This is a genomic window from Micromonospora sp. NPDC051924 (genome assembly GCF_055586005.1).
On the sequence record NZ_JBVJJA010000066.1, the window covers coordinates 21,295 to 27,563 of the forward strand.

Genomic DNA, 6,269 nt, shown 5'->3' on the forward strand with positions numbered 1-6,269 from the left:
GCGTGGCCGTGCCCGACACCGGCGTCCGCCTCGAACCCGGCTCCTTCCGCGATCCGGGCAACCGGGTCTTCCACCGGCACGGTGAGGTGCTGCGTGGCCTGGACGAGCGGTCCGCCCGCGACTGGCGGGCCCTCGCGGTCAGCGACTTCTTCCGCGACCTGCTCGCCGCCGGCAAGGTGTGCGGGACCGAGGAGCTGATCCCCACTCCGGTCGACGCGCCCTGGGCGGCGGTGCTGCGCCACGAGCGCATCCCCGTCGTGTCCCACCCGTACGAGTGGTCCTACGGGATGCTGCGCGACGCCGCCCTGCTGCACCTGGAGATCCTCGCGAAGGCGCTGGCCGCCGGGTTCACCACCAAGGACGGCTCGGCGTACAACCTCCAGTGGCGGGGCGCCACGCCGGTCTTCATCGACGTCGGCTCGTTCGAGCCGGCGCGCGACGGCGAGCCCTGGGCCGGGTACCGGCAGTTCTGCCAGACCCTGCTCTATCCGCTGCTGCTCCAGGCCCACCTCGGGCTGGACTTCCAGCCCTGGCTGCGGGCCCGGATCGACGGCATCGAGCCGGACCAGGCGCGCCGGCTCTTCGGTGGCGCCCGGCGGCTGCGGGCCGGCGTGCTCACCCACGTCCACCTGCACGGGGCGATGCAGGCCCGCAACGCCGGCGCGAGCACCACCGACGTCCGCGCCCAGCTGCGGGCCGCCGGCTACTCCCGCGAGTTGGCCCTGGCGACCGTGCGCGGCCTGACGAAGCTGGTCCGCCGGCTGGAGCACCGGCCGAGGGAGAGCCACTGGGCGGACTACCAGCGCACCTGCGCGTACTCGGTGCCGGACCGGCAGGCCAAGGAGGCCTTCGTCGACCGGGCGGTGGCCGCCACCGGTTCCGGCCTGGTGCTCGACCTGGGCGCCAACGACGGCCGGTACGCCCGGATCGCCGCCCGGCACGCCGACTACGTGGTCGCGGTCGAGCAGGATCCGGCGGTGGTCGACGATCTCTACCGGGCCCTGCGGGACGCGGGGGAGCGGCGGATCCTGCCGTTGGTGATGGACCTCGCCGACCCGTCGCCGGGCGGCGGCTGGCGGGGGGTCGAGCGGGCCGCGTTCGCCGACCGGGCGCGGGCCGACGTGGTCCTTGCCCTGGCCGTCGTGCACCACCTGGCGATCGGGCGCAACGTGCCGCTCGCCGAGGTGCTGGACCAGTTCGTCGGGCTCGGTACGGCCGGCGGCACGCTGGTGGTGGAGTTCGTCCACCCCGAGGACCCGATGGCCCGTCGGCTGCTGGCCAACAAGCCGGACGGGCTCTTCCCCGACTACCGGCGGGAGACGTTCGAACGGCTGCTCGCCGCGCGCGGTCGAATCGTCCACCGCCTCGAACTGCCGTCCGGCACCCGGACCCTCTACCAGGCGGTGGTGGGTGGCTGACACGCTCGCGCCGTCACGGCCCCGGCCGGAGGCCCCGACGGCACCCCGTCGCCGCGGGTGGCGGCGGGAGGCGGGCCGGCTGCTCGAAGTGGTGGCGCTGGTCGGGCTGGTGGTCACCCAGCCGCTGCTGGACGTGCTCGGCCGCAGCCCCGACTTCTTCCTGTTCCACCGCGCCTCCCGGGCCGACGTGCTGCTGCTGGTGGCCCTGGTCGCGATCGTGCCGACGGTGCCGTTCGCGCTGCTCGGCGCGGCCAGCCTGATCGCCGGGCGGGTCGCCCGGGCGCGTGTGCACACCCTCCTGGTGGGGCTGCTGCTGGCCGCGCTCGCCGTCCAGGTGGGGCGACACGGCACGCCGCTGCGGGGCGTACCGCTGCTGCTGGTCGCGGGGGTGGTCGGCGCGGCCGGGGCGGCCGCCCACCGGCGCTGGCGGCCGCCGGGCCGGGTGCTCCGGGTGGCGGCGGCCGGGCCGCTGGTCTTCGTCGGCCTGTTCCTGTTCGCCTCGCCGGCCTCCGCGGTGGTGCTTCCCCGGGGCCACGGCGGCGCGGCCGGGGTGGCCGGCGCGGGCGCCCACCCGCCGGTCGTCATGATCGTCCTGGACGAGCTGCCGCTGGTCTCGCTGTTGGGGTCGGACGGCAGGATCGACGCCACCCGGTACCCGCACTTCGCCGAGCTGGCCGCCGGCTCGACCTGGTACCGCGACGCCACCGGGGTCAGCGGCTGGACGCCGTACGCGCTGCCGGCCATGCTGACCGGCCGCTACCCGGCCGAGCCGTACGCCCCGCACTACTCGCAGTACCCGGACAACCTCTTCACCGCCCTCGGCGGCCTGTACGAGATCAAGGCCGAGGAGAGCATCACCCGGCTCTGCCCGCCCAGCCGATGCGACCAGCCGGTCAGCCCGGAGCAGGGCCTAGGGGTGCTGGTCCGGGAGAGCGGCAAGCTGCTGCGCCAGGTCACCGCGCCGGTCGACAGCCGGGTCGACCCGGAGGACTCCTACCGGGAGCTGACCCGGGCGGAGGCGGGGCTGGACGCCGCCGAGCCGGTGCCGGACGACCCGAAGTTCCGTTGGGACACCCTGGACGACAACCAGCCGGCCCGGTTCACCAGCTTCCTCGCCGGGCTGCGCCCGTCGTCCCGGCCCACCCTGCACTTCCTGCACCTGCTGATGCCCCACTCGCCGTGGGCGTACCTGCCGTCGGGGGCGCACTACGCGGCGCCGGAGGATCTGCCCAACGACGGCGCGGGCTGGGTCGACCTGGCCCGGCAGCGGCACCTGGCCCAGCTCGGCTACACCGACCGGCTGATCGGCGAGACGCTGCGCACCCTGCGCGCCACCGGCCTGTACGACAAGGCGCTGATCCTGGTCACGGCCGACCACGGGGTGAGCTTCCGCAAGGACTGGCAGGGCCGGGGGATGGACGCCATCAACCACGCCGCCGACCAGGTCGCCTGGGTGCCGATGTTCGTCAAGGAACCCGGCCAGCGCGCCGGCCGGGTCGACGACCGCAACTGGCAGCACGTGGATCTGCTCCCCACCATCCTCGACGAGACCCACATGCGGGTCCCCTGGCGGATGGACGGCCGCTCGGCGAAGCAGGTCCCGCGCGGCGGGGCCGACAAGCTCTTCTACGACCGGCCCGGGCAACCCGTCACCATCACCGGCGGCGTGCCGTCGCCGCCCGCCACGCCGCCCCCCGACCCGCTGATCGGCACCACGGTCGGCGACCGGCCCGCCGGCGGTACGGCCACCGTGGCCAACCTCGCCGCGTTCCACGCCGTCGACCCCGCCCACGGCGAGCTGCCGGCGCTGATCTGGGGCACCGTACCGGCGTCGGTGCCGGACGGGACGCAGCTCGCGGTGGCGGTCAACGGCACCGTCGGCGCGGTCGTCCCGGTGGTCCCGCCCGACAAGGGTGGGCGGCGGTTCGCCGCCTTCCTCCCCGACGACCGGCTCTTCGCCGCCGGGGCCAACCGCCTGGACATCTACCGGATCGGCGCCGACCGGAGCCTGCGCCGGCTGGCCCTGTCCTGACCGCCCGCTCGGCCGGCCGGCCGGTAGCCCTTCCGACCGCCCCCGGCCGGGCGCCGGGTGCGGTCGCGCTCCCACCGGTTTCCGAGCCGGCAAGTCGGGAATCGGGTGATGCACACCTCACCCCCGAACCATGACGAGCGGTGTCCTCCCGACCGTAAGTACGGTAAAAGCGAAGGCAATTCAACGAAGATCTTGCCGGCGAAGCGAGGAACACATGACGGAAGTCAAGCTCGACCACCCCGGTGGGCAGCTGTCGATGCCGGTGCAGTCCGCGGTCGAGGGCCCCGCCGGCGTCAAGGTGGGCAACCTGCTCAAAGAAACCGGGATGACCACCTACGACCCCGGTTTCGTCAACACGGCGTCCTGCTCCTCCGCGATCACCTACATCGACGGTGACGCGGGCATCCTGCGGTACCGGGGCTACCCGATCGAGCAGCTGGCCGAGAAGTCCTCCTTCCTGGAGGTCTCCTACCTGCTGATCTACGGCGAGCTGCCGACCCAGACGCAGCTGACCGAGTTCAGCGAGCGGATCCGGCGGCACTCGCTGCTGCACGAGGAGATGCGTCGCTTCTTTGACGGTTTCCCGCGCGACGCGCACCCGATGGCCGTGCTCTCCTCCGCGGTGAGCGCCATCTCCACCTTCTACCAGGACAGCTTGGACCCGTTCGACTCCGAGCACGTGGAGATGTCCACGGTGCGGCTGATGGCGAAGGTCCCCACCATCGCCTCGTACGCGTACAAGAAGTCGATCGGGCAGCCGCTGCTGTACCCGGACAACTCGCTCGGCTACGTCGAGAACTTCCTCCGGATGACCTTCGGCGTGCCGGCCGAGCCGTACGAGGTCGACCCGGTGATGGCCCGGGTGCTGGACATGCTGTTCATCCTGCACGCCGACCACGAGCAGAACTGCTCCACCTCGACCGTGCGCCTGGTCGGCTCCAGCAACGCCAACCTCTTCGCCTCGGTGTCGGCCGGCGTCAACGCGCTCTTCGGCCCGCTGCACGGCGGCGCCAACCAGGCCGTGCTGGAGATGCTCCAGAAGATCCAGGCCGACGGCGGTGACGTCCGCTCCTTCGTGCAGAAGGTGAAGGACAAGCAGGACGGCGTGAAGCTGATGGGCTTCGGCCACCGGGTCTACAAGAACTACGACCCGCGCGCCGCGATCGTCAAGAAGGCCGCCCAGGACGTGCTCGGCCGGATGGCCAAGCCGGACCCGCTGCTGGACCTCGCCGTGCAGCTGGAGGAGATCGCGCTCGCCGACGACTTCTTCGTGTCCCGGCGCCTCTACCCGAACGTGGACTTCTACACCGGCCTGATCTACAAGGCCATGGGTTTCCCGACCAAGATGTTCACGGTGCTCTTCGCCCTGGGCCGGCTGCCCGGCTGGATCGCCCAGTGGCGCGAGATGATCAACGACCCGGAGACCAAGATCGGCCGCCCGCGGCAGATCTACACCGGCTACGCCGAGCGGGACTACGCCCCCGCCGATCAGCGCTGACCTTCGGTCGACCATCGACAGGCCGCCGCCCCACCCCCGGGGGTCGGCGGCCTGTCGCCGGTCAACCGATGCATGACCGATTTGTGATCTTGCATATACCGTTCTCCTTTGCGTAGCCTCCTGCATGCCGTTCATCAAGATCGAACGGCGCATCACGGGAGGAAGCAAATGCGGGGAATGAAGGCATCTGTCGCCCTGGCTCAGGCGGCGCTCACCGTCGTCGCGGCGGCTGGCTGGGTGGCGGACGCCTACCTCCACGACCCGTACGACGGGAACGGCGCGGTGTGCTGACCCCGGTCTGACGAGGAAGGCCGCCGACCCGAGGGTCGGCGGCCTTCTCACGTACCAGGCGCTGATCAACTCCGGATTCCACAGGTCGCGGTAACCGAGACGCTCGGATACCGCGACCTGGCGCAGCTGGAGTCGGGCTCAGCGGAGACCGGCGGCGGCGAGCAGGTTGCCCTCTGGCAGCGACGGGAGCGCCCGGCCGAGAGCCATCCGCTCCTGCGCCCGCTCGGTGGTGAACGCCTGGTCACCCGCGATGGCGGCGGCGTACGTGGCGGCGGTGCGGGAGGCGATCGCGGACCAGCCGTACTGGTCGTGGACCATGGCGCGGGCGCGGCGGGCGAGGGCCTGGGCACGGTCCCGGTCGGACAGCAGCGCGTGCACCGCCTCGGTGAGCCCGTCCGGGTCCTGGGGGGCGAAGGTCATCCCGGTGACCCCGGGCTCGACGATCTCGGCCAGCCCGCCGGTCCGGGACACGGCCAGGGGCGCGCCGGCCGCCGCCCCCTCCAGGGCGACCATGCCGAACGGCTCGTAGATGCTCGGCACCGCGAAGCAGTCGGAGGCGGCCATCACGGCGGGCAGGTCGGTGCCGCCGAGGAAGCCCGGCATGCTGACCGTGCCGCCCAGCCCGAGCCGGTGCACCTCGGCCTCCAACGTCGCCTTGTACGGCCCGTCGCCGACCACCACCGCGCGCAGCCCGGGGTGCCGCTCCCGCAGCCGGGGGAGCCCGGCGAGCAGGTGCTGCACGCCCTTCTCGTAGACCAGCCGGCCGGCGAAGGTGACCAGCGGGCCGTCGCCGGCGAAGCGGGCCCGGGCGGCGGCCACCGCGGTCGCCGGCACCCGCCAGCGCTGCGGCTCGACCCCGTTGGGCACCACGTCGACCCGCGTGCCGGGCACGCCGAACAGCGCGCTCACCTCATCGCGCATGTAGCCGGAGCAGACGATCACCCGGCCGGACTCCGCGGCCAGCCAGTGCTCGACGCCGTGGATGGTCCGGTTCATCTCCTCCGGCAGCCAGCCCTGGTGCCGGCCCGCC

5 protein-coding genes are annotated in these 6,269 nt (G+C 72.9%); 4 read left to right on the forward strand and 1 reads right to left on the reverse strand.

Features of this window, described 5'->3' with window-relative positions:
* The first annotated feature begins 2 nt into the window (after positions 1-2).
* The 4 genes from ACZ6S5_RS32045 (at position 3) to ACZ6S5_RS32060 (ending at position 5,239) form a co-directional block, all read left to right on the forward strand.
* Complete coding sequence (locus ACZ6S5_RS32045; protein WP_466005981.1) at positions 3-1,418, forward strand: methyltransferase domain-containing protein; 1,416 nt, start codon at positions 3-5, stop codon at positions 1,416-1,418.
* Positions 1,411-3,450 (forward strand): sulfatase-like hydrolase/transferase, encoded by a 2,040-nt coding sequence (locus ACZ6S5_RS32050; protein WP_466005983.1) that lies wholly within the window; start codon positions 1,411-1,413, stop codon positions 3,448-3,450. The genes ACZ6S5_RS32045 and ACZ6S5_RS32050 overlap by 8 nt, the downstream gene beginning before the upstream one ends.
* A 214-nt stretch (positions 3,451-3,664) precedes the next feature.
* Complete coding sequence (locus ACZ6S5_RS32055; RefSeq protein WP_466005985.1) at positions 3,665-4,948, forward strand: citrate synthase; 1,284 nt, start codon at positions 3,665-3,667, stop codon at positions 4,946-4,948.
* A 168-nt stretch (positions 4,949-5,116) separates the two neighbouring features.
* On the forward strand, positions 5,117-5,239 hold the full coding sequence (locus ACZ6S5_RS32060) for a hypothetical protein (protein ID WP_466005986.1): 123 nt from the start codon (positions 5,117-5,119) through the stop codon (positions 5,237-5,239).
* Positions 5,240-5,377: 138 nt separating this feature from the next.
* Here ACZ6S5_RS32060 and ACZ6S5_RS32065 read toward each other — a convergent pair.
* The coding region (locus ACZ6S5_RS32065) for a glycosyltransferase family 4 protein (protein WP_466005988.1) at positions 5,378-6,269 on the reverse strand (892 nt) is incomplete at its 5' end.

Coding starts and splice junctions, on each gene's coding strand:
- ACZ6S5_RS32055 (WP_466005985.1), top strand. CDS start 3,665: ATGACGGAAGTCAAGCTCGACCACCCCGGTGGGCAGCTGTCGATGCCG.
- ACZ6S5_RS32060 (WP_466005986.1), top strand. CDS start 5,117: ATGCGGGGAATGAAGGCATCTGTCGCCCTGGCTCAGGCGGCGCTCACC.